This window comes from Bacillota bacterium, from assembly GCA_040754315.1.
Taxonomy (GTDB): domain Bacteria; phylum Bacillota; class Sulfobacillia; order DUSP01; family JBFMCS01; genus JBFMCS01.
This window is the reverse complement of the sequence record JBFMCS010000003.1, coordinates 24717-47594: the sequence shown is the minus strand read 5'-3', so window position 1 is coordinate 47594 and position 22878 is coordinate 24717. Positions and strand designations below refer to the sequence as shown.

The following is a 22878-nucleotide window of genomic DNA, read 5'->3' as shown; positions in this document are numbered from 1 at the left end:
CAGTCTCTTGAGCGCTTTCGGGTTCAAACCGATCACGTTCTATGCTGCCTACGATACCTCCTGACCAATTATGCCCACACGTAGCGGCTTGCTTAGAAGAACATACCTGATGTGCGGAAAATCGGTTCTTACAAAAGGATAGAAACCGAGCACCGATTCATGCTGTATGGGGTATCCCGAGAGGTCATGGTAGCCCCGTGGTTCTGATCACTGCCTACTGCCCGGATCCGGGCCGATGGGATCAGTCGTTTACTCGGAGGCGGTAACGGTGAAACAGCGCAAGAAATCGAAGTATGTGCATGAAGACCGATATGTAGCCGAGGTTGATGTTGAACCAATGGAAGACGACACCGGTTGGTCGCCTTATCTCAACCTTGAAGATGCCCACAAATTGGACAACGTGAGGGATGCTCTTCGCCAAGGCGACCTGGGGGCGGCGGCGAAATACGAGCGAATCTACGAGCTCCATCCGGTCGCACATCAATGATGTGCATAACAAGCAAATCAAGTGGACGGCAAACAGCGCCGAGCACGCCATTCGGTGGACCATTGAGCTTCTGGTACGGTACTGTTCTATGTTCCAGATGTTGATCTATATGTATCCGGCACGGGAGTGCAAATCATTTGTGTAACCGCACATGCCTATTAGGCACAACCGAGCATGAAAATGGCTGATCACAAAGGCCCGTTTTTTCTGCTATGTTAGGGTTATCAGGGACGAAAGGTTGATTCCATTTTGAAGGTATAACCTCGAGGTGTAACCTAACCTGATTGCCTTAGAGCACAACCAACTGTTGCCCCTTGTTCGAACGCATTTGTTCCTGGGCGGGCTTAAGCCCTGGCAATAACGAAAGTGCAGGGGAAAAAAGTCCACTCGCACCACCAAGGGTAACACCTATCTAAAACGCATCCTATGTGAGGTCGCCTGGTCCACCACTCGAGTGCGTGACAGCTATTTATCCTCTTGGTATTGGAAGGTCCAGCAACGGCGTGGTGCAAAAAGAGCCCTGGTCGGATTAGCGAGAAAGATCCTCGTGAGCATCTGCAACTTACTGAAGAACAACGAAGATTACGATGAAGCCCACTTTGAAGTCGCAAAGCTGAAGCAAGACGTATTCCGGGTCAAGAGGATAATTGCTGAGGCCAGGAAGATAGGCCTGGTGGTGGTGACAGAGCACCCTAAGACCGCATGAGCGTTCGGTCGCTGAATAGCCGCCTGGCTGATGCATTATCTGGCATCGGCTTGGATTATTTTGCCCTTTTTCGACTTGCTCATATCTACTTGTCAAGCCGCCCCAGAATAGGCCAATTTTCGTGTTAAATGGGTCTTTACTCGCCAGGAGGATAGGGCAGTACTGGAAAGCAACCCGAGCGCCCGGCGGGGTTCTGCCGGAGGTACGCGGTCTTCTTATTGGTCACCTTCCGCAGCTGCCGGTGATAGCCCTCGATGGTGTTGGTGGTATAGATGATCCGGCAGATCTCACACGGGTAGTTGAAACACGCGGTCAGCTTTACCCAGTTACTCTCCCAGGATCGGACGAAATCGGGTGCCGCTTTTAGTTGGTAGTACTAGCCATTTACACAAAACCTCTCTATTTTCAAGCCAAGGTACGGTCGTCCTCACGCCCCCAGGCTCTCTTTAACCGCCCCGCCTTCAGACACTCAGCGGCCTAAGAGTCCAACACTGACTGACCACCAGATCCACCAAGGTTGTAAGCCCACTGTTACAGATGAACCGTATTTACCGCCCAATCACTGCACCAGTGTAAACGGTCATATTGATTCCCCTCTAGTCGCTAGCCACAAATGCGCTACCGGTGAAACATCACTACCCTCTCCATTTTCTTCCTGCCACGAAAGGAATTCCTAAGAGAATGCGAGAAGAGTACTACGGAATTCGACCTTCTCGCTGCCTTTTCCCCAATCGGTTTCGATTCAAGGGAGCAAGCACATGGCTGATACCTTTACAGCTATTACGCAACAGCTAATGGCCGCCCTGGAAGACGAGATCGATGCCGTCAAGAAGGAGTTCGGTACCGAACCCCTCGTGCTTCGCCATGGCCGTCGCCACGGGCGCTTGGGCACATCTTATCTCTACGCCTTCCTCGTGGATTCCGAGATCGCACTACCCTGTGACACCCCAGGCCAGCTCCGGCTGGGAGATCTCAAGTATCAAACGGTAGTCGTAGGTATGCAGGGCTTGGAAATCATTCTGAGCCTGAAGGAGGATCTTGGCCCATTGGTGCCTGGCGGCACCTTGCTGGTCTCCCCGTACTATCTCTTGGAGATCTTGAGGTCGCGGCTTGCGGATACGGTCTTTGGCAGTCTACATGCCAACAAGGACCTTGCGGTTCGCCTCTTTCGCCTAGAGGGAGACTCGTGTGATGCCGGCCTTCCTCACGCTCACATAGACCATCTTGACGGACTCAATGAAGGCCAGCGACGGGCCATTCTCAATTGCCAGACGAGCCAAGTTTGCTTCATCTGGGGACCCCCAGGAACAGGAAAGACAAGGACCATCGGCAAACTCGCTGCTTTGCTCCAGGGAAGGGAACGCGTGCTCGTCACATCCCACACCAACGTGGCGGTTGACGCAGCGGTGCTCGCTGTGCTCCAATACCTCCCTGAGACGGAACGGGAGCCGGGCACTGTCATCAGGGTCGGAGAACCCCAGAGACCAGACCCCTCGGTGGCAGGCATCACCCTGGAGGCTGTCATTGAGGACAAGGCCAGGCCCTTGCGCGAGGAGAAGGCGGTTTTCGAAGCCGAGCGAAAGCGGGTGTCAAGACAAATAGCCCGCCTCGAATCGAGCGCAAGATACATAGAGGAGGCCCAAAAACGGGAACCGGAGGTGCAACGCCTCAGGACCACCCTTGTGCAGTTGGAAGCCAGGGCCAGGAGGTTGAAGGAAGCGGAGATCGAGGCTCTCACCAAGAGGGACAGGTTGTGTGAGAGGCTGAAACGAGCGCGCCAACGCGGGTTGCCCAAGGGGTTTTTCGCACCTGCCATAAGGTTAGAGCGGCAGACGGATAGTGCCGACAGATTGGTGAGAGAACTGTCAGAGCAGCGTTTGAACCTCGAGATGGAGTCTCATGACACGCTCGAAACCCTCAGGCAGGCCGAGGAAATCCAGCGCTTGAAGATGGCACTGGCAAAACGCCGTGGGGGAACGGACCCCCTCAATATGCGCCGGGAGATCAACCGTCTCCGCGCAAGCTTAGAAGAATTGGCCAGCTCAATCACCAGGATCGAATTAGATCTGGAGGCTCTCCCCCGGACCATCCTGGCTGGCGCTCGCGTTGTAGGTGCGACGCTCTACCGGCTGGCCATCATGCCAGAGCTCCACGAGACTCCCTTTGACACCATTATTATTGATGAGGCCAGCATGGCACCACTGCCCAACGTATGGTTCGCCGCAGGCTGTTCGGCCCGGCGTGTGGTCGTATCTGGTGACTTCCGCCAACTACCACCCATAGCCGCGGCCAGTGACCCCGGAGACTACCCCATGGGCAGCAAGTGGATGACCAGGGATATCTTTGAACAGGCAGGTCTGGTTGATGCCAGCGGAAAGGTTGTCCATGACCCACGTCTTTCCATCCTCACTGAGCAACACAGAATGCACCCCGCCATAGGCAACCTGGCCAACCGGCTGGCCTATAAAGATAATAACCTGGAGCACAAGGCCAAACCACACGAATACATGGCCGCGACCCGGAGTTACCCAAAGCCTGACCACGCCTTGGTGTTCTGCGACACCTCCATGGCTGGCTGCTGGTGTGCCCGTTCAGAGCCCGGCTATTCACGGTACAATCTCTATAGTGCCCTGGTCAGCATCCTACTGGCAAGAGAGATCACCGTGAACGGAAGTGGAGAAGTTGGAGTCATAACGCCCTACAGGGCACAGGCCCGGTTGCTGCATGCACTGGCGGAGGAGTACGGGCTTGACTCCAGCCAGGTAGAAATTGCGACGGTGCATCGTTTCCAGGGGGCCGAGAAACACTTCATTATCTTTGACATAGTGGATGACTTCCCCTATAGGATAGGGAGGCTCCTGAAGGGCGGCTTTGGCAGTAACGCAATGCGCCTGCTGAACGTGGCCTGCACCCGTGCCAAGGGCAAACTGGTGATAGTAGGGGACCGAGCTCATCTGGAGGCAAGGACTGGTAAGGATGACAGTCTTAGAACCCTGCTGGACTACCCTGACCCATACAGGTTCCTTGATTCCAGGGAGGTGATCAAGGCCAACTCGGGCAGCCCCACCGGCGCTGATCCCCTGAGACCTCATGACATCCTTGTCTGTGACAGTAACGCCTTCCATGCCCTCTTGGCGGAGGACATGCGACGGGCAAGAAGCCAGGTCATCCTCTATAGCCCGTATATTCGCGAGAAGCGTTTCCGTGAAGCGCTCAAGGGCTTTCAATGCCTGTGTGAGAAGGGTGCCAGGGTGATGATCGTCACGAGGGAGCCCTCCCCAGCAGATGGGAAGACTCGCCAATTGTTGTCGGAGGCCTCATCGATCGAGGGGTTGAGTATCGTGTGCCGCTCGAATCTCCACCAGAGGATGGCTTTCATTGACAGGGACGTGGCCTACTTCGGCAACCTCAGCCCACTTTCCCACGGCTACTCGGCCGAACAGATGATACGGCTCTCCAGTCCTCCCATCGTGCGAAGACTTGTGGAGCTCACCGGAGCAGCGCTTCTTCGAGAACAACTGAACAGTCAGGCCAAGCACGCCTTCCTGGTTTACCTTTGCCAATACCTGTCTGAAAGCCGCCCCACACCCACATGCCTCGATTGCGGCCGGCCCATGAGGTTAATATGGGGCAAGTACGGCCCCTTCTTTGGCTGCCCGTCCCACGCAAGTGAACGGCACCGTACGGTCAGCATTCCAAGGTCAGTTGTGGTCAAATTCCTAAAGGACATGGATCTAAGATGTCCGGATTGCGGCGGAAGGGTATGTCTCAAGTCCTCCCGCTACGGCACGTTCCTGGCTTGCAGTGAATGGCCGGATTGCCGGTGGAGAGAAACCTCTTAAAGGGAAGGGGAGGGTTTCCGGCTAATTACCCAAGAACTGAGTGACAGCGCATAAGGAGGACGAGTACCTCCTCCTTCCCGGAAGAGGCGCGGGATGTATTATGGAGGATGAACCTAGAAATCTGCCGAGGAGGTAATATCATGGAAATAGCCCCTGAGACCAAGGCTCCATCAACAGGTGACACCGGCTGGCTGCGTGATGTGCAATACATTAGGGCTGTCGCGGATTGCCTTCGCAAGGCACAACAAAGCCTCGGGAAGAACGCCAAGAACGCCCTCCAAGCCTCAGAGGTCCTTGACCTTCCGGCCTTAAGGCGGCACCTTGCAGCCTCCAAGGCACCAGTCACTGCTTATCTGGAGCACATGAAGGCCCTTGAGGATGCGGTTTCTAGGTTCAACCTCACCGACATTCCAGAGCATGACTACGCACAGGTCTTTGAGGCAGCTTGCGAAAGGCTGGATCTTCGTGTTGAAGGTATCTTCCCCAGCTACGAAGTGTTTCCCTTCGAAATCCGCATATCCCTGGCTGAGGAGCAGGTCCTCTTGAACAACAGGGTGAACCGGGCCCTAGACCCCGTGTCACTGGCTTCCACTATACGGAGAGAACTGGATAGGCTCATGAGGAGCCGGTTGAACGAGGGCCAGTTCATGTCTGCCCTCCTCAGGGCCTACGATCTCCTGGTCTCTGAGAGCGTTCAAACCAAGGGTCGCCCGATGAGGCAGGTTCGCCTAAAGAGGATATACCAAGTGCTTACCCTGCTTAAAGGGCGTTCAGGGTATTCAGAACGGCTCTTCGCCTTCGACCTGTATCGCCTAAGAGACAGTTCCAACCTAGTCTGGAACAACAGGCGCTTGATCTTTGGCAATGTGCGCTCGGCCGCGAACGCAATGGCGGTGCCCAGTCATACCGGCACCGAATACCTCGGCTATCTGGAGGTACAAGAGGTGGATGAAAAGTGAATACCCTTCTTCTGGCCCTGTCTCCAGACGGACCCCCGGATGATGCTGATCTGCTCCACAAAACCTTCGTGGACCCTCTGGGGCAGGCAAGGTTTCTGTGTGATCGCTACCTCGATACCTACCTGGCTGAGGGAGGCTCCAAGCTCAAGCTCATCACCGGGCGAAAGGGTTGTGGGAAGTCTCACTTCATCAGGTACCTCGCCTCCCAGGCCAGAAACCGGGGGTACATGGCCCAGGTAGTGAGCGCCCAGGAAATGCCGTTGTTCTCCTTTGACCAGATCTACCGCCAGATCATGAAGGGTGTCAATACCGGGACCCTGATTAGACACTATACGGGTGCCCTCCTGAGCAGGCTGGGGTATGCCTATGACAGGCATGACGTGGCCTTTCTGGAATGGGCTGTATCTCATGGGAGGGAGGGCTCCGTTGTTCGCAGGGAGATCAAGGATAGACTCGCGGAAGACCTCTTCGGCGACTTGGACATGGACCGGTCTCTTGCCACGGCCATACTCCTCCTTGCCAGCGACGATTTAGGTGTCCATTCCCTTGGCGCCGAGGTGCGCTCCACCTTGGACAGGTGGCTCAAGGGCGATTATGTCCCGGCTCGCGAACGCAACACGATTGGTATTCGGAAGGCCATCGATCGCTACAGTGCGCGGTTGGTGTTCAGGTCCTTGCTTCACTTCCTGCCGAAGGCGAACGTTAAGGGGGTTCTCTTGGCAATTGATGACGTCCACCAGGTCACGGAAAAGCACCCTGAACACGGCGCAAAGTATACCCGCACCAAGAGGGATGAGTTCTATGAGAGCCTGCGACAGGTAGTGGATGAAGTGGACAGCGTGAGAGGCTTTTTCCTGATTCTCTCCGGACGCAGGGAGATTGTGGAGGACCAGTCCAGGGGGATCCGTTCATATGAGGCCCTTTGGATGCGACTGCAGAACGAGGTGCGTTCCGAGAAGTTCAACAGATTTGCCGACTTGATAGACCTCGACCACGCCTGGCAACAAAGTGGCCGGGCATGCCTTGCCCAGATCGCCAGCAATGTGCTAGACCTTGTCGGGGCGCCCCCACCCCTGCGAGGTGAGATCCTGGACGAGTTGGGTGGCATCGACCCAGCGGGCAGCGTTTCCCCCGTACGCATGACTATGAGTATGGTGCTGGATAAGACAAGGAGGCAGCAGCCATGAAGGACCAGCAAGAGCAGAGGCTCATCATTGAGAGCTTTCGATCGGGAGTACCTTCCCGCCGCGTGGCCAGTCGTTTTCCCATGGGTAGGGAGCGGCTCCTGGAAAAGGTGCGTGATGAGATACAGAGCCTGAGGTCCCGTGGCAGCCAAGCCATCTTCGTCAAAGCCAATTATGGAGAAGGTAAGACCCACCTGTTGCATGCCATCTGGGATATGGCACTGAGAGAAGAGTGTGTAGTCAGCCTCATCATATTGAGTAAGGAGACACCCTTTGACAAGTTTTACAGGGTTTATCCCAAGGTTATAGCCGGAACCTACTTGCCCGGTTCGAGCCAGCCCGGCATCGAACAACTGATCTCCGATGTGCGTGGCGGCAGCCAGGAGGCAGGGGAAATCCTAGGTTTTGCTGAGTCAAACCTTCACCCTAAGATAGCCGCGGTGCTCCGGAACTACATAGAGGGTCAATACACCGATGCCTCTTACGGGCTCTATCAAGACTTGGCTGGGGAATTCATGAGGGCGCAGGATCTCAAGGCAATTCACAGACTCAACTTCCACGAAACACTGAAACTAAGCAGGTTCACGGCCTCCTCTGATACCTGGGATTACTTTCGCATGGTGGATGCACTGGCCCGGTTAAGGGGGTACAGGGGGTGGGTGCTGCTTATAGACGAAGCGGAACTAATTGGGAAACTGGGCGCTGGTGCCCGGGCAAGGTCCTATGCTAACATCAATAGGTTCCTTTCTCCCAAGGGTGGCCTGGCGAGTACCCTGAGCGTTTTCACAGTAGCCACGAGCTTTTTCCCCGATGTCCTGGACCGCCTGAATGATAGCGCGATGGCGTCTGAGTGGCTGAGAACCCGGGGATTAGTGGAGGAAGCCCAGCACACTGATGAGGTCCTTGACAAGATGGTTGAGGCTGAGGCGCTGTTGCCCCTGTCAGAGGAACAACTCGCCGGCGTCATGGAACAGATAGTCTCCGCCCATTCAAAGGCTTACGGTTGGACCCCACCACTTAACGGCAGAGAACTGCTGGAACGAATCCTTGAGGTCTTCCCAGCCCGGGACACGAAGCTCAGGACTCGGATACGCGCGGGTATACAGTGGCTGGATCATCTCCTGCAGTACAACGAGGATCCCATTCTCAATGTGAGTGACCTAGTGGAAGAGTACGAACATGTAGATGAGGAGGTCTCATGGGCATAACCCTTGGTGAGTTGTTCGAGTAAGGAAAAGCGCGTTAGTATTCAGCCGGCGGCCGGCTGGTTTGAGGCATCAGCAAGATAGCGTTCTTGCCTTCCATGGACTGGACAGGACCCTCAGGATAACCTGTCACGTCCGGGGTGTTCGTGGTCCAGGCTGCCTACGCATGGAGACCTGGGCAATGTTGTCCCGATCAGGCTGCCTGGGTTTCACTCACAAACAGGGATCTGGCGTACACCCGAGCAGACTTCCTTGGCCATTAGGAATTCCCTATTTTCGGCCAAGAAAAATCCCCACCTTAATTACCTAGCAAGGTGAGATGCTGCAGGCGCCAGGCCAAAGGCGCCACCCCTGGAAGGGCAAACCCTTCAATTTGTAATTATCAACAAAGGGATCTCCAGGTATCAAAGTGAAGCTAAATCTAAATGCTGGCCGGTTGCTGTGAACGAGGTCCTTACCGACAAGGGCAGGAGCGCGAGCAAAGGGAACAGGCAAGACCAGCAAAACCCAAGACGCCCTTATTCTAATCCAGGTATTGGCCAATGCGTTGTGCCACGAAAAGGTTCTGGGAGGTTTCCGCGGCGATGTAGCACATTCCAGGGATCCAGCTCAACAGCACGGATATGCTCGATGATAGTGAGGAACATCTCACTGTCAGGATGAGATTTTACCAAGTTCTCGAGCTCTGGGGTAGTAGGCCTTTAGGCAGGCGGTGAGTTGGTTTATCAGCATGGTCTTGCTATGCACCAAACCTTGGCGGTCCTGGCATAGAAAGCGTAGTTGTCGTAAATGTTCACTATCGGCCCGCACAGGCCTATGCCGAGCCCTATCGGTCTTGAGGATACTTGCCAAGACCAAGGATCTTACTGTCATCCTTGGAGCCAGAAGGCGTGTAACGGGTCTCTGTAGCGGTCAACAATCTTGGGTTTGACAGTGTAAACGGCGTAGCCTTCGGCCAAGAGGCCTAGCAAGTTCATCCAAGCCCTCAGGGGAATTGGCACGGCTACAAACTGGGCGTTATTTGACTCGTCCTCTAGAAGACATATGTCGTGTTGGTCGCATCGATCTCACTCCTTCAGGGAACTCGGGCAACCCAAGCCGCCGCGATGGCCTCGTGGAATCGGTGCTTTGTGCACTACGCCCTTTCGATCGTCTGGCGGCAGGGCATCTCCCTGGGGGAGCAGTCTTTGGTAGGCAGTCGCACTGCCAGGAGGTTGTGGCTCTCTCCCAGGCACAGCCCTACCCAGGTATTCCCTCTTCCCTGAGGGTTACCTTCATTACTGCTTTAACCTGCGAGGAGGTTACTTAAATGGAGAACATCCAGGCCTTTACTTTCTTCTCTCCCACCCGCATCGAGTTTGGCAAGGGTGCAGTTGGCAGGCTTGCAGATGAAGCAGGCTCTGTGGGGGCCTCGAGGCCCTTGGTTGTGACTGACAGCGGCATCGAGAAAAGCCCCCTACTTGAGCCCATTGTTGAGGACCTCAGGAAGGCAGGAATGAAGGTTGAGGTGTTTTCGAAGGTTGAGCCCAACCCGCGGGATTCAACTTGCCACGAAGGAGCGGAGGTCGCCAAGAGACACGAGGCCGACCTCATTATCGCTGTCGGCGGAGGCAGCCCCATGGATGCAGCCAAGGCCATCTCAATGCTTTTTACCAACCCAGGCAAGGTCCATGACTATTTCGGCTTCTACAAGGTCAAGAAGCCGGGCCTGCCCTTGATTACCGTTCCCACCACAGCAGGGACTGGCAGTGAGGCAACCATGTGGGCGGTCATTACCAATACCACAGGGGAGCGCAATATCAAGGATGCCATTGGCAGCCCGCTCATCTGTCCCTCGGTTGCCGTAGTTGACCCGCTTCTGACCCTATCATTGCCTTCCCATCTGACGGCCTCCACGGGAATGGACGCTCTAACCCATGCCATTGAGGCCTACACATCGCTTCTGGCCAACCCCATGTCAGATGTTTTGGCGCTCCCGGCCATTGCCCTAATATACGAACACCTAATGCCGGCCTACGCCAACGGCGATAACCAGGAGGCCAGGGAACACATGATGCTCGGGAGCCTGCTGGCGGGGATAGCCTTTTCTAATTCCGATGTGGCCGCCGTGCACTCCCTTGCTGAGGCCATAGGGGGGCTGCACGATGTTCCCCACGGGGTGGCCAATTCCATTTTCCTTCCCTATGTGATGCAGTACAATCTTATTGCAGCCCCGCGCCGCTACGCGGATATCGCCGAGGCCATGGGAGTGGCCACGGGGGACATGGGGGTTACCGAGGCGGCCCAGGCCGCTGTCACGGCGGTCAAGCAGATGGCAAACTCCCTGGACATACACAAGCTGAAGGATACAGGTATCCGGCCAGAGGACTTCGATACCATAGCCGATGTGGCCATGCAGAACCTGGGTACTCCCGGCAATGCCAGGAAGATGACGAGAGAGAGTTTCATCCATGTAATCGAGGAGACCTACGAGGGAGCCTGAATACCCCTCGCCCACACATAAAAAAGGAGAAAACAGCTCCGTTCAACGGGGCTGTTTTCTATGGGAGGCTTAGCGTCCTTGCGTCAGATAGAAGCCCACATTCTTGGGTACTGCCACAGCCTTCATGACTACGTAGTAAGCCAGCATGGCGTAGGCTGTTGACGGCAGGGAAGCCGTGAAATGCAGGAACATATCGGAGCTCTCGAAGGTGATGGGGTCAAGGAACAGGTAGTAGACCCATATAGAGGTCACAAAGGCTACCACTGCAACCCAGTTAATCCCGCCCCAGAAGTAGTAGCCCGACTGGGGGGACAGGTCGTATATGTTTCGCAGGCTGAGCCTTTGCTTCCTCAAGAGGAAGTAGTCCACGAAGTAAATGCCGGAGAGAGGGCCGAAGAAAGTGGCGCATACAGCCAGGAAACTGCCGAACCCCTCATACACCGTATTGGGGAAGAACACGATGGCCGCTGCCGGGAGGAAGAACACCGCTGTCAGCTTGCCCCAGTCCATCAGCAGGAAGGCCTTGACCTGCTTCATAGCCAGGCAAGTGGCGTAGGCCAGCGACATAATGGATGTCACATTGGCGAAGGCAACGAAGACCAGCGCCAGGATGCCGAAGATTGCTCCTCCCAGGGGGATCATCCACTGCGTAGGATCGCTTGTTCCAATGGTGATGGCGGCGGCCAATCCCACCATGGTGCCGACCACGGCGGCCAGGTTAATGCCGATCATGTTAGGCCAGAAGGCTGCGCGTTCGTTCTTGGTAAGCCGCGCCAGGCCTCCCATTATGGGCCACCATGAGAAACCGGCTCCCAGGTTCAGCTCAAAGGCGATCATGAAGTTCCACCAGCGGTTAGGATGGGGATCCAGTGGGGGTGCAGCCAAAAGCCCCCCGGCGCCGAATTCCCTTACCATAAGGTAGATCATGATGCCCATCATAATTGCCAGGCCCGGGGCAATTATCTTGTTCAAGGACCTGATTGTGGCCGGTCCCTTCCAAACCACGAACCAGCTTACCAAGATGGCTAGCACCGCAAACCCTATCAGCAGAACTTGCCCTGCCTCAGTTGATCCAGTCAACCCCACATAGACATTCTGCATGGCCTTTCCGAACATCACCGCAAGAATGGCTGCCCATAGGAATTCTACAATAAGTACGACAACGAGGAATACCACTTTCGTTCCCAGCGTGCCGAAAACGCTGCGCAGTGCCGTGTACTGTTCCAGGCCGTACTTGCACGATGGCAGGGTCGTTGCGGCAGCCATGATGATAACCGCTACGGTATTGCCTAAGAGTGCGGCCAGGAGACCATCGGTGAGGTTCACGAAGAATGCCATGGTGCCGCCGATCAGGAAGCACCAAGTGGCGATGGCCAGTCCCACATTGACATTGGCGAAGTCGTAGAAGGTGAATTCCCGTTCCTTGGGTGTTACTGGCAACAGACCAAATATTGCCTCGCGATTGACAGTAGATTCTCCTTTGCTTGCCATTGTTTACGCCTCCTTTGCGACAGACTTACACGATTACGGACTTTAGTACTTGGACCAACACTAGCGAAGCGAGGGAAAAGGCACCCATAAGCACCCAGTCAGTGCTGCTTAAGCCCTCAACGACCCTGCCCTTGGCGGACATCTCCTCTTCCAGAAGGCCGATGCGTTCTATGAGTTCCTTTTCCTCTTTTTCTCCCATGCCGGTCTTGCCCTTTAGTTTGGCTTCCAGACTCTCCAATGTGGTTACCTCCCTTCAGGCTTTTCTGGTGATCACACGCTCCAGTTTGTATGTATCGCTTCTGAGCTCGAGAACCTGTGAAGAAAAGGTCTCTCGCTGTTTCCTGTAAGAGTCCAAATCCAGAGACTGGTGGATTACACACTCCTTCCCCGCGGGCGCCTCCTGAAGCACTTTGCCCATGGCATCGGAAAAGAGACTCCGCCCGAAGAAGGAAAGGGTTTTGTCCTTGCCCACGCGGTTTACGGCGGCCACCGCCAGCCCATTGTCCAGGGCACGGCTTCTTACCGACAGGACCCAGGGTTCATCATAGGGTTCCTCCCAGGCAGCTGCTACCACCAGGAAGTCTGCCTCTGAGAGCGCGTAGAGGCGGGAGACCTCGGGGAAGGCTGCGTCCCAGCAGTTGAGAAGGCCTACCCGTCCAAGGGGTGTCTCGCAGAGGCAGTAGTCATCACCCTGAGTGAACACGCCCTTTTCCGCCGGGGGGAGATGAACCTTTCGGTGATTCCCTGCTATGTTCCCGTCACTTCCTATCAAAAGCAGCGAATTGTGGACCCGCTCGCCCCCTCCTTTCTCGGCGTATCCCAGCAATACGAAGATGCCCTTTTCCCTGGCGGTTTCCCTGATGAGCCCTATTTCCCCGCTGGCTTCGGGTCTCCGGGCAATCTGGGGGAAGAGGTCTGCGCACTCGTAACCCGTCAGGGCCAGCTCCGGGAAGACGACCAGATTGGTGTCAGGACGCTGTCTGACAATAGTGTTGATGCTCTCCGATATCCTGGAGGCGTTTCGTTGCATATCCCCCAGGGTTGGGGCCATTTGCACTAGCGAGAGGTTACACTTGTTTATGCAGTTCACCCCTTCTGAGATACGATTGGGAATTCTTTCGAAGTGAAGAGGGCAAATCGTGCAGATTTCCATTCGACGCATCTAGTACCGGCAGCCTATTACAGCCCTTCTTCTTTTATGGCTAAGCAAAGTCCTTTGTTATTTTAAACATACCACGCAGGCAATAATTGTAGGTTCACATAGTTGGGTCGGAGGGTGCCGGTGTTGTCATGGTTAGTGATGAGAGCGATTTCTTTTGGCACCACGTGTTCGTGCCGGAACAGTTTGACGGGGATTGTCTACGAATAAATGGCGGGTTTGATAGCCGGGAGTGAATGAGGGAGTTTCAAGCCTCGAGGCAAGGGATTCCTCCAGGAGGCCTTCCTCCCTGAGGACGTTGAAGACATCGGCATAACTGGATGGAGGGCGATGACCGGAGTCTGCAATGATATGGCTTCCCATGTCAATACACACCTGGATAGCTGTCTGAAGGTTCCTTTCTGCCCGGTCCCTGATACCCTCGCCCTCCATGAAGCGTTCCCAACTGACCTGGGACAGTCCCCTCAGCTTGTGAATGGTCCGCTCGAGCTTGAGGAGTCGTTTCTCAAGAATCACCCGATCAACCACCGAATCTTCCCTCCTCAAAGCGGCGCATCAAACCCTCGTGAACGATGCTCTCCGCCGGTAGAAAATCCAGGTAATTCGAGTATGTGCGGGCCTGGAACCGAACTCGCACCTCTCTGAGACCGGGTCGCTCGTAGAGCAGACGACCCTGGCCGAATACCCGGTAGGCCAGGGAGGCGGGGGCATCGTTGAGCACCACGAGATCCACCTCATCGGTGGCTAGTGTTGTTGTGGCCAAGGCGAGCAGGTCAAGTCTCTTGTCCGATCGCAGATGCCTCGGCAAGTCATCATCCAGCAACACAGCCAAGTCCACATCGCTGGCAGCTCCCTGTCGGTCCTCAGCATACGAACCGAAGAGAAACAGTGCACTTACATGCTCATCCTGGGATATCGCCTCTACAAGGGCGGGCACAAGACTCATGATGTCGTGAGAGATCCTTCTAAACCTGTACACTTTCTATCACTCTCCAGCCTGAAGGGACAGAACCAGTCAGCCTGTGTTTATTCTAGCACACCTGGGCCCACCCGGAAACTCGGGGTTCTTCCAGAGGCTGCCAGGGGTGCTGTCTCAACGCTAAACTCGAGGTCCAAGTCGACGACGTGTTGTCTACCCGGGCATGATTAAGTCTGTCCGCATCAAGGGGTCTCCATTTGCATAGCGCGGCGAGGGCGTTGTGGAACCGGGCATCAATCTATCAGGTCAGACCGGAGGGACGGCATCCTCCAACGATGGGGACATCTGACGAAACAGAGACAGCGTATTCAACATAGGCTGGTGCCCTAAACACCATCACCCCGTGGTGGAGGGAGAAATTGCCGCTCGCCTGGCGGAACTGTGGAAAACGGGTCGGATGTGAAGGCAGCCCTTTCAGGTGTCCTCGCCCTTGCCCAGGAGGCAGAACCCTGGAATTCGATGCCTGCCTCATATACTGCTTGGCGGGTCCCGGCGTCGACCAGTGCAGGAAGAATGTGAAAATCCCGTTGGTAGGCTGCGGCGAAACCTCCATCCTTGCTGCCTCCACCCTGGGAAGGCTGGGCACTGTAACGGTGTCCCGGAACACCGTACCGCTAGTTTGGGAAAGGTGCAGGAGGGCCGGTATCTCGCAGAAGGTGGCCTGCCTCGGGCATCCACATCCCCGCCCTGGACCTTTCAAGGGACCTGCAGAAGACTGCAGATGCCCTTCTGGAGAATGCAGCCAGGGCCCTGGAAGTCGGTGCCGAGGTGCTGGTGCTGGGTTGCATGGGGCTGGCAGTAGTAGCAGGGAAGATCAGGGAAAGGCTTACCGTTCCTGAGCCCACGGGCGCTGCCTTCAAGACAGCGGAGGCCCAGGCGAGCCTGGGCCTTGCCCACCCTAGGCTACCCTTTACGGTTCGCCCGGCCTCAAGCAGCCGGGGTGAGAGACGGGAGGGCAGGAGCTGGGGTTTCCTGTAGTCTGTAACAAGAAGGAAGGTTTTGTTCCATGGCATGTTCCTGTATCGGGGAAATCAGCAATTTCACACAGACAGTCGTTGATACCACTGCTGCCGTGCTGGAACTGGAGCTTACCTTTGTTGACACCAACCTGGTGATAGTGGCAGCCACCGGGAGGCACCGCCAGCTGGTGGGTGAGCGGCTTTCTGCCGGTGGCACCAGCACTTTTGTTGCCTCCCGCAGGGTTCCCGTTTTCATTCCCATTCCCAGGGAGCATGAGATATGCCCCAATTGCAGTGTCCGCGGTTCCTGTGAGGAAATGGCCGGACTGTGTCAACAACCGCCAGGACAAGCCGGTTCTGGTCCTGCCGTTACCTCCAAGCCGGTGTTGGTATACCCTCAAGTGGCCTTCGAGGGGTCAGGGAAGACGCTCGCGAACACTTGCCCCAGGGGAACTTCCAGCCCCTCGAACATGGTGGACTGGGCCTTTTCAGTTCCCCTGTATACATGGAACTCTTTGATGTCTTGTTCTTGAAAGCGGTACACGTACACCTCTTTACGCATGGGGTTTACGATCCAGTACTCCCTTACAGCCCCGTGGAAGTAGAGATCCAGCTTCCTCAGCAAATCCCTTTGCCGCGTCGACTCGGAGACAACCTCGATCACCATGGTTGGAACCCCAGTGTACTTCCCTTCATAAGTGTTTTCCGTGTCGCAGATTACCACGATATCGGGTTGGACAACGCTCTTCACGTCGCCCTTGGCCAGGGTGACATCAAAGGGTGCCGTCAGCGGCCTGCATCCTTTTCCCCTGAACCAGTTGTACAGCACATTGGATATCTCCATTACGATCGCCTGGTGTTCGTAGGATGGAGAGGTAAGCAGGTAGACCTCCCCATCAATGTACTCATATCGCTTCTCGCTCCCTTCCGAGAGCTTGAGAAAGTCCTCATATGATATCCTCCAATCGTATGCCTCAGCCTTCTCGGCCACGGTTATGGGGCCTTCTTCCGGTTCCCGGAACGCCTTGATAACCGCCTTCTTCTTCCCGTTCTTCGTGACGACTATGTCCTCGAAGAGCGCCAGTCTCAAGTAGCGACCGAAGTTGTTCTGTACCTCTGTGGATGGCACCTCCACCGGATGGCCCTCCTTTGGCTAATTAAGAAACTTAGCCAATATCATCCTATAGAACCAACAGGCCACCGTCAATGGGAAGGCCGCACATCCGCCTGTGCCAGCAAAGCCAGAGAAAATGAGCCTAGGGCAACCTGACCCTCACTCTGCGCCCCCAAGGAACACCTGCCCTTGAGATGGCGAGCCTTGGCCGACAGGAATCCGCCAAGGATGGGAAGAAGAACACACGTTAGCAAGGGAAGGCACCATGGGGGTGCCTTAAATCTGGGAGGACCACCACCCATCTATCCCGTACAAGGAGCCTTGCGTAACCATGGCTCATAAACGGGATTTCGGGAGCGGGCCGGGCCCTCGCTGGATGGGAGAAGTTCAATGCGGGCTGAGCACCGCAACTTCATACTGGAGGCCTACTACGCACTCCTCAGGGCCTTCGGGCCTCAGCACTGGTGGCCTGCGGACACCCCCTTCGAGGTGGCGGTGGGCGCCATACTCACCCAGTCCGTCTCCTGGAGGAACGTGGAGAAGGCCATGGCCGCCCTGAAGGCGGAGGGACTCATGGACGCCGCCTCCCTGTGCCGGTGCGAAGAGGAGAGGCTGGCGCAGCTGATCTTCCCCACAGGCTACTACAATGCCAAGGCCCGGAAACTCAGGGCGTTCACCTGCTTCCTCCAGGAACGCTTCGGAGGCAGGATGGATGCCCTCTGGACCATGCCCCAGGACCGCCTCCGCGACACCCTCCTGGGGGTTCACGGGATAGGCTTTGAGACCGCCGACGCCATCCTGTGCTATGCCGGGGATCTCCCGGCCTTCGTGGCCGATGCCTACTCCAGGCGGATCCTCAGGCGGTGGGGCCTCCTTCACGGGGACTCCTACGAGGACGCCCGGCGCCTCGTGGAGGGCTTGCTCCCGCCAGACCCATACCTGTTCAACGAGTTTCACGCCCTCCTAGTGCGCTTGGCCAAGGTGCACTGCCTGAAAAGCGCCCCGCGGTGCATGGGCTGCCCTGTCAGGGGGTGCCCCCGGATAGGCCTCGAGAAAAGCGGGGAAGCTATCCCGGGTCCCAAGGGGGTTGATAACCGTGGCCAAGCCACAGAAGAAACCCAAGAAGCCCGGGCCGCTAGACGACCTCAAGGAGGAGATAGCTGAGGATCTCGGCCTCATGGAGAAGGTGAGGGAAAAGGGCTGGGCCGGGCTTACCGCGGCCGAGAGCGGCAAGGTTGGAGGCCTCATGACCAGGAGGCTTAGAGCGGGCCCTCACGGGAGGGAAGACCCTTCCTCCCGTGGCAGGGCGGGGCAGGGAAATCCCCGGGGGAAGGGAATATAGTCTTAGTGACCCGTGGAGGAGGTGGCTGTGACGGATACCTACCTGGCCTCAGCCGTCCAGTACGAACCCGCCTTCTCCCAGAAGAAGGAGAATCTCAGGGCGCTTGCCGCCCTCACAGGCCAGGCGGCCGGGGCCGGTGCGCGCCTGGTGGTACTGCCGGAGATGGCAGCCACGGGCTGCATGTTCCGGGACGCTGGGGAACTGGGTCCTGTGGCGGAGACCATACCGGGCCCCACCACAGAGTTCCTGGGGGGACTTGCGCGGCGCTGGGGCATCTACCTTGTGGTGGGCCTGCCCGAGGTGGAGCCTTCGACGGGTGCCCTCTACAACGCCTGCGCGCTACTAGGACCTACCGGCAATCTGCTGGCCAAGTATCGCAAGACTCACCTCTTTCACGCAGAGACCCACTGGTGCTCCCCGGGTAACCTGCCTGTCCCCGTCATCGATACCGAGATCGGTAGCCTCTCCATGATGATCTGCATGGATGCCGAGTTCTTCGAGGTTGCCAGGGTTGCGGCACTCCGGGGTGCCGGTGTCATGGCCCTCCCGGCCAACTGGGTTGGGCCAGCCCCCGCCAAGAGCTGGAGGGCAAGGGCCCTGGAGAACGGTATATACCTGGTGGTTGCCGACCGCTGGGGGACCGAGGGGGGCATAGCCTTCCGGGGCAACACCTGCCTGGTGGGGCCTGAAGGGGAGGTGCTGGACTCCCTGGAGACCGGCGATGGCGTGGTCACCGCACGGGTGGACCTGAAGAGGGCCCGGGACAAGTCCCTGGAGGGGCTGGGTGACCGCCTCCGCCTGAGGCGCCCCGGGGTCTACCAGGGTCTCCTCCTAAACCCCTATCTGTGGCACCGGGTTCAGGGCGGGGGAAGGCGGGGCGCCTTTGCGGTTGTGCAGTCATGCCCGGGGCACGATTGGCGGGCCAACCTGGAACGGCTCGCCCGCCTCGCCCGGCAGGCGCTGGAAGGACATAGAGGGATCCTGGTGTTCCCCGAATACTGTCTCTCCCAGTGGCCGGTGGACCCTGAGCAAGCCCTTCCCGTACCAGGGCCCCAGGTGGACGCCCTGGAGGTCCTGGCCAGGGAGCTTGGCTCCTACCTAGTGGCAGGCCTGCTGGAGAGGGATGGCACCCGGCGCTACAGTACCACAGTCCTGGTGGGCCCTGAAGGCGTAGCGGGCTTCTACCGGAAGGTCCACCTCTCCGGGGAAGAACGGGCATGGGCATCCCCCGGGGAATCCCTCTCCGGAACTCACCAGACCCCCTACGGCAGGGTGGCGCTGCTAGGGGGGACGGACCTCCTCTTTCCGGAGGCCCCAAGAAGCGCCGCGAAGAACCGCGCGGACCTCCTGGCGGTGCCTGCCGCCTGGACACGGAGGGAGCACGACTTCCTGTGGGATGACCGCTGGGCCACCAATGACCTCTTCCTGGGGGTGGCCAACCGCTGCGGGGCTCCCTTCAGTGGCAGGAGCACCGTGTACGGTAACCCCTGGGAGACCCAGGGCCCGAACCGCCAGCGCTGCGCTCCGGCCCAGGAAGGCTTTGCCGTGATGGATGTGGAGGTGTCCGGAGACACCCCCGCTGGGTCCAAGGACTTCCTGAGGATGCAACAGGTTATATGGTACGAAAGGATCGCCCTTCGCGAGGGGGTGGGATGAGCATGGATCTTCTTGTTCTAGGGGCGTGGGGTCCCTACCCGGCGCCCGGGGGGGCATGCTCCGGCTACCTTCTTACCAGCCCCGGGGCCCGGGTCCTCCTGGAACTGGGTACTGGCACCCTTTCGAGGCTCCACGGGAGCCGGATGCCCTGGGAGGTGGACGCCGTCATCCTGAGCCACCTCCACTGGGATCACATGGCCGACCTCATGGTTCTCAGGTACGCCCTGGACGCCCACGGGATTACCCTGCCCCTGTACTCCCCCGTTGAACCGTCCCTGGAGTCTGGTCTCCTGGACTACAAGGGCGTCTACCAGAGGCACGTGATCGAGGACGGCCTGGAGGTCACCATCGGTGACATGAGCGTGTGCTTCCACCAGGTCCAGCACTCGGTCCCGGCCTTCGGGGTCCGGGTGACCTCAGGGGGCAGGGTGTTCGCCTACTCGTCCGATACAGGGCCAACCCCGGCCCTGGAGACCCTGGCCCGGGGAAGCCACCTGTTTCTTTGCGAGTCCAACCTCCTGGAGACCCAGGAGGCCCCAGGTCACCTTAAGGCGAGCCAGGCAGCCCGGGCTGCCCGGGACTCCGCTGCTTCTAACCTTCTCCTCACCCACGTGGCCCCCGGTGTGGACCCAACAGTCCTGGAGAATGAGGCCCGGGCCATACACAAGGCCTCGTCGGTGGCCCAGGAGGGGAGATCCTACGCCATCTAGAGATTGAAGCCGAGTCCAACAGGGAGGGGATACCATGCGAGCACTGTCCAAGCGAGCCCTGGGGGTCAGCCCGTCCGGGACCATGGCCCTGGACGCCAGGGTGAAGGAGCTGAAGAGGCAGGGCGCTGACATCATCACCTTTGGTGTGGGGGAGCCTGACTTCGACACGCCGGGGCACATCAAGGCCAAGGCCGCTGAGGCTATTTCCAGAGGGTTCACCAAGTACACCCCCAACGCCGGGATACCGGAACTCCGGGAGGCAATAGCCAGGAAGTTCCAGGAGGAGAACGGGATAGCGTGCCAGCCTTCACAGGTGCTGGTATCCTCAGGGTGCAAGCACTCCCTTTACAACGCCGTCCAGGTGCTGGTGGACGAGGGGGATGAGGTACTTTGCCCCGCGCCCTGCTGGGTTAGTTACAAGGAGATGGTGAGACTCGCCGGCGGGATACCCATACTGGTCCTTGCCGGGGAGGACCAGGGTTTCAAGGTGGCCCCCGAGATCCTGGAGGGGTTTACTACCCCAAGGACCAAGGCCGTTCTCCTTAACACCCCCGGGAACCCCACGGGCGCCGTGTACTCCCGCCAGGAGCTGGAGGACCTGGCATCTTTCGTCCTGGAGCGCGACCTCTATGTCATAAGCGACGAGGTCTACGAGAAACTCATATACGGGGGCAAGGAGCACGTCAGCATTGCCTCCCTGGGCCCCGAGGTGAAAAAGCGCACGGTGACGGTGAACGGTGTATCCAAGGCCTTCTCCATGACGGGATGGCGCATTGGGTACACTACGGCTGAGCCCGGGATTATCAAGGCAATGGACAGCATCCAGAGCCAGACGACATCCTGCGCCTGCTCTATATCGCAGAGGGCGGCCCTGGCAGCCCTGGAGGGACCCACGGAGCCCGTGCGGGATATGGTGGCCGAGTTCGAGAAGCGGAGAGACTACATGGCCCAGAGGCTCCAGTCCATACCCGGGTTCAACCTGGGGCAAGTCCCTGACGGCGCCTTCTACCTGTTCCCCAGGATATCTGAACTTCACGGCAGGCGCATCGGCGGGCGCACCGTCGAGGATGCCGCCAGCCTGGCAGAGGCCCTCCTGGAGGCCGCCCGGGTCGCTGTGGTGCCTGGAGAGGACTTCGGTTCTGCCGAAAACGTCCGGCTGTCCTACGCCACGTCCATGGAGGCCATAGCAGAGGGCCTCGATCGCGTGGAGGAGGCACTGGGAAAGGAAGATTAGCCATGAAGTGGCAGGGACGCCGCGTTGCCGTGGTGGGACTGGGGGTCTCCAACATGGCCCTCTCCAGGTTCCTCCTAGGGAAAGGGGCCGTTCTCACGGTCCTGGACAAGAAGGAAACCTCGGAACTTGAGGGTTCCATCCGGGCCCTGGGGTCCGGGGTCTCCTACCACCTTGGCCCTGGCTACCTGGATGGGCTGGAGGGTCACGAGACCATCTTCCTGACCCCTGGGATGCCTAAGGACCTGCCCGAGATAGAGGAGGCCAGGAGCCGGGGGGTATGGATCTCCTCTGAGACCCAGCTCTTCCTCAGCCTCTGCCGGGCAACGGTCATAGGTATCACGGGAAGCGCCGGCAAGACTACCACCACCACCCTGACTGCCGAGATCCTCAAGCGCTGGGGGGCCGAGGTCCTGGTGGGAGGGAACATAGGAAGGCCCCTCATCGAGCAGGCAGAGACGCTGTCCCCTGAGGCCTTTGCTGTAATGGAACTCTCTAGTTTCCAGCTGGAGCTGGTAGACAGGAGCCCCCAGGTATCCGCGTTGCTTAACCTCAGCCCTGACCACCTTAACATCCATGGCAGCCTGGAGCGCTACTACGACGCCAAGCGCAACATCTTCCGCTACCAGAAACCCCAGGACCATGCGGTGTTCAACGCCGACCGGGAAATCACCATGTCCATGGCAAGGGAAGCCCCGGGCCAGGCAGTGCTGTTCAGCGCCCGCTCCCCTGTGGAGATGGGGGCCTACGTCCAGGACGGCCTCATCTACCTGAATCTCAAGGAGCCCCAGGTGGTATGCGGGGCTGGGGAACTGATGATCAAGGGCTGGCACAACCTGGAGAACGCCCTGGCGGCCCTTGCCGTATCCGGGCTGGCAGGGGCGCCCCCGGAGGCAGCTGGCGGGGTGTTCCGCGAGTTTCCCGGCGTGGAACACAGGATCGAGCTGGTGAGGGATGCTGGCGGTGTCAAGTACTACAATGACTCCATAGCCACGGCGCCGGACCGGTGTCTTGCCGCCCTGGGCACCCTGGAGCCGCCCCTGGTGCTCATCGCGGGGGGGTATGACAAGGGCATGCCCTTTGACAACCTAGCCCTGGCAATGATGGGGCGCGTGAGGGTGCTTATAACCCTGGGGAAGGCCGCCTGCAAGATAGAGCAGGCGGTGGGCCAGGCCGCCCAGGGCCGTGAGGATGGTCCCGAGGTCATAAGGTGCCGGGACCTCTCCGACGCGGTGGAAGTGGCCAGGAGGGTGGCTCGGCCGGGCGAGAGCGTGATCCTGTCCCCGGCCTGCGCCAGCTACGACATGTTCAGGGACTTCGAGGAGCGGGGCCGGTTCTTCAAGGCCCTGGTCATGGAGATAGAGGAGTGATA

At 58.1% G+C, this 22878-nt stretch carries 21 protein-coding genes and 2 pseudogenes; 15 read left to right on the top strand and 8 right to left on the bottom strand.

Annotated elements, in window-relative coordinates:
• The first annotated feature begins 268 nt into the window (after positions 1-268).
• Entirely contained in the window at positions 269-487 is a 219-nt protein-coding gene (locus AB1576_00595) for a hypothetical protein (GenBank protein ID MEW6080294.1), read from the top strand.
• Between the two features lie 326 nt (positions 488-813).
• Positions 814-1193, top strand: a pseudogene (locus AB1576_00590) (transposase).
• 202 nt (positions 1194-1395) lie between these two features.
• Here the strand turns inward: AB1576_00590 and AB1576_00585 are convergent.
• A pseudogene (locus tag AB1576_00585) lies at positions 1396-1539 on the bottom strand (transposase).
• A 412-nt stretch (positions 1540-1951) separates the two neighbouring features.
• On the opposite strand from AB1576_00585, the gene AB1576_00580 reads away from it, so the two are divergent.
• The 4 genes from AB1576_00580 (at position 1952) to AB1576_00565 (ending at position 8386) form a co-directional block, all read left to right on the top strand.
• The gene (locus AB1576_00580) at positions 1952-5035 is read left to right on the top strand and encodes an AAA domain-containing protein (protein ID MEW6080293.1); all 3084 of its coding nucleotides are present in this window, start codon (positions 1952-1954) and stop codon (positions 5033-5035) included.
• A gap of 140 nt (positions 5036-5175) precedes the next feature.
• Positions 5176-5994: a hypothetical protein gene (locus tag AB1576_00575; protein ID MEW6080292.1), complete on the top strand. Its 819-nt coding sequence runs from the start codon at positions 5176-5178 to the stop codon at positions 5992-5994.
• Complete coding sequence (locus AB1576_00570) at positions 5991-7181, top strand: BREX system ATP-binding domain-containing protein (GenBank protein ID MEW6080291.1); 1191 nt, start codon at positions 5991-5993, stop codon at positions 7179-7181. The genes AB1576_00575 and AB1576_00570 overlap by 4 nt, the downstream gene beginning before the upstream one ends.
• Positions 7178-8386 carry a BREX system ATP-binding domain-containing protein gene (locus tag AB1576_00565; protein ID MEW6080290.1) on the top strand — a complete coding sequence of 403 codons (1209 nt, stop codon included), beginning with the start codon at positions 7178-7180 and terminating at the stop codon, positions 8384-8386. The genes AB1576_00570 and AB1576_00565 overlap by 4 nt, the downstream gene beginning before the upstream one ends.
• A 651-nt stretch (positions 8387-9037) precedes the next feature.
• On the opposite strand, the gene AB1576_00560 is transcribed toward AB1576_00565, so the two are convergent.
• On the bottom strand, positions 9038-9256 hold the full coding sequence (locus AB1576_00560) for a transposase (GenBank protein ID MEW6080289.1): 219 nt from the start codon (positions 9254-9256) through the stop codon (positions 9038-9040).
• Positions 9257-9692: 436 nt separating this feature from the next.
• On the opposite strand from AB1576_00560, the gene AB1576_00555 reads away from it, so the two are divergent.
• On the top strand, positions 9693-10865 hold the full coding sequence (locus AB1576_00555; GenBank protein MEW6080288.1) for an iron-containing alcohol dehydrogenase: 1173 nt from the start codon (positions 9693-9695) through the stop codon (positions 10863-10865).
• 69 nt (positions 10866-10934) lie between these two features.
• Here the strand turns inward: AB1576_00555 and AB1576_00550 are convergent, their stop codons facing one another.
• The 5 genes from AB1576_00550 to AB1576_00530 form a co-directional block, all read right to left on the bottom strand.
• Positions 10935-12356, bottom strand: coding sequence for a cytosine permease (locus AB1576_00550; GenBank protein MEW6080287.1), 1422 nt, complete (start codon positions 12354-12356; stop codon positions 10935-10937).
• A 25-nt stretch (positions 12357-12381) separates the two neighbouring features.
• Positions 12382-12594, bottom strand: coding sequence for a hypothetical protein (locus AB1576_00545; protein MEW6080286.1), 213 nt, complete (start codon positions 12592-12594; stop codon positions 12382-12384).
• Positions 12595-12609: 15 nt separating this feature from the next.
• A complete protein-coding gene (locus AB1576_00540) occupies positions 12610-13446 on the bottom strand; it encodes a carbon-nitrogen hydrolase family protein (GenBank protein ID MEW6080285.1) in 837 nt (278 codons plus the stop codon).
• 204 nt (positions 13447-13650) lie between these two features.
• Complete coding sequence (locus tag AB1576_00535) at positions 13651-14043, bottom strand: HepT-like ribonuclease domain-containing protein (GenBank protein MEW6080284.1); 393 nt, start codon at positions 14041-14043, stop codon at positions 13651-13653.
• Positions 14036-14494 carry a nucleotidyltransferase domain-containing protein gene (locus AB1576_00530; GenBank protein MEW6080283.1) on the bottom strand — a complete coding sequence of 153 codons (459 nt, stop codon included), beginning with the start codon at positions 14492-14494 and terminating at the stop codon, positions 14036-14038. The genes AB1576_00535 and AB1576_00530 overlap by 8 nt, the downstream gene beginning before the upstream one ends.
• Positions 14495-14853: 359 nt before the next feature.
• Here AB1576_00530 and AB1576_00525 point away from each other — a divergent pair, with 359 nt between their 5' ends.
• Positions 14854-15333: an aspartate/glutamate racemase family protein gene (locus tag AB1576_00525; protein MEW6080282.1), complete on the top strand. Its 480-nt coding sequence runs from the start codon at positions 14854-14856 to the stop codon at positions 15331-15333.
• Positions 15263-15472 (top strand): hypothetical protein, encoded by a 210-nt coding sequence (locus AB1576_00520; protein ID MEW6080281.1) that lies wholly within the window; start codon positions 15263-15265, stop codon positions 15470-15472. The genes AB1576_00525 and AB1576_00520 overlap by 71 nt, the downstream gene beginning before the upstream one ends.
• A 378-nt stretch (positions 15473-15850) precedes the next feature.
• Here AB1576_00520 and AB1576_00515 read toward each other — a convergent pair whose 3' ends face one another.
• Positions 15851-16588, bottom strand: coding sequence for a type II toxin-antitoxin system Phd/YefM family antitoxin (locus tag AB1576_00515; GenBank protein ID MEW6080280.1), 738 nt, complete (start codon positions 16586-16588; stop codon positions 15851-15853).
• A gap of 369 nt (positions 16589-16957) precedes the next feature.
• Between AB1576_00515 and AB1576_00510 the strand changes: the two genes are divergently transcribed.
• The 6 genes from AB1576_00510 to murD are packed head-to-tail and all read left to right on the top strand — an operon-like array spanning position 16958 to position 22876.
• Positions 16958-17731: an endonuclease III domain-containing protein gene (locus AB1576_00510; GenBank protein ID MEW6080279.1), complete on the top strand. Its 774-nt coding sequence runs from the start codon at positions 16958-16960 to the stop codon at positions 17729-17731.
• On the top strand, positions 17664-17909 hold the full coding sequence (locus AB1576_00505) for a small, acid-soluble spore protein, alpha/beta type (GenBank protein ID MEW6080278.1): 246 nt from the start codon (positions 17664-17666) through the stop codon (positions 17907-17909). The genes AB1576_00510 and AB1576_00505 overlap by 68 nt, the downstream gene beginning before the upstream one ends.
• Positions 17910-17936: 27 nt before the next feature.
• The gene (locus tag AB1576_00500; GenBank protein ID MEW6080277.1) at positions 17937-19565 is read left to right on the top strand and encodes a nitrilase-related carbon-nitrogen hydrolase; all 1629 of its coding nucleotides are present in this window, start codon (positions 17937-17939) and stop codon (positions 19563-19565) included.
• 2 nt (positions 19566-19567) lie between these two features.
• Positions 19568-20275 (top strand): MBL fold metallo-hydrolase, encoded by a 708-nt coding sequence (locus AB1576_00495; GenBank protein MEW6080276.1) that lies wholly within the window; start codon positions 19568-19570, stop codon positions 20273-20275.
• Between the two features lie 34 nt (positions 20276-20309).
• Positions 20310-21509, top strand: a complete 1200-nt coding sequence (locus AB1576_00490) for a pyridoxal phosphate-dependent aminotransferase (protein MEW6080275.1) — start codon at positions 20310-20312, stop codon at positions 21507-21509.
• A 2-nt stretch (positions 21510-21511) separates the two neighbouring features.
• Positions 21512-22876, top strand: a complete 1365-nt coding sequence (murD, locus tag AB1576_00485) for a UDP-N-acetylmuramoyl-L-alanine--D-glutamate ligase (GenBank protein MEW6080274.1) — start codon at positions 21512-21514, stop codon at positions 22874-22876.
• Positions 22877-22878 lie beyond the last annotated feature (2 nt).